The sequence below is a fragment of the Bacillus sp. LR--39 genome, from assembly GCF_053613335.1.
In genome coordinates this window covers 1-762 of record NZ_JBSIOT010000752.1, presented here as the reverse complement: position 1 = coordinate 762, position 762 = coordinate 1, and the positions used below count along the sequence as shown (strand labels likewise).

Sequence of the window (762 nt, the reverse complement as noted above, 5' to 3'; positions counted from 1 at the left end):
CAATTACGCATGAAGAGGATGGCATGGTGAAGCGGAAAATGATACAGCAGGCAAAGCAGGTAATCGCGCTTGCAGACCATTCTAAGCTGGGCAGCACCAGTTTTTATCAGTATGCGGAGCTGAATGAAATCGACCTCTTGATTACAGACAGGCTGCCGAATCAGGCATTTTGTGACTTGCTTGACCGAAACGGCGTTGAGCTTCTCGTGACAGAGCAGGATGAAGGAAAGGACTGACAAACGTGAAATTAATTGCGATTGACTTAGATGGAACCTTACTCAACAGCAAGCATCAGGTAAGCTTGGAAAATGAAAACGCACTGCGGCAGGCGCAGCGGGACGGCATTGAAGTGGTGGTGTCAACTGGGCGCGCTCATTTTGACGTCATGTCAATCTTTGAACCGCTGGGGATCAAAACATGGGTCATCAGTGCAAACGGCGCCGTCATTCACGATCCCGACGGCAGGCTTTATCATCACGAAACGATTGATAAGAAACGGGCGTATGACATTCTCTCATGGCTTGAGTCGGAAAACTATTATTATGAGGTATTCACAGGTTCAGCGATTTATACACCGCAAAACGGCAGAGAACTTCTTGATGTTGAGCTCGACAGATTCAGAAGCGCAAATCCGGAAGCGGATCTTTCTGTCCTTAAGCAGGCGGCCGAGGTGCAATACAGCCAATCGGGCTTTGCTTACATTAACTCCTTTCAAGAGCTGTTTGAAGCCGATCAGCCAATCGATTTTTATAATATTCTCGG

Annotated in this window: 2 pseudogenes; both read left to right on the top strand. The window is 47.6% G+C overall.

Annotated features, from left to right (window positions below):
* A pseudogene (gene glcR / locus ACWHAR_RS26310) lies at positions 1-236 on the top strand (transcriptional regulator GlcR); the annotation flags it as partial.
* A 5-nt stretch (positions 237-241) separates the two neighbouring features.
* Positions 242-762 (top strand): annotated as a pseudogene (gene ywpJ / locus ACWHAR_RS26305) (phosphatase YwpJ); the annotation flags it as partial.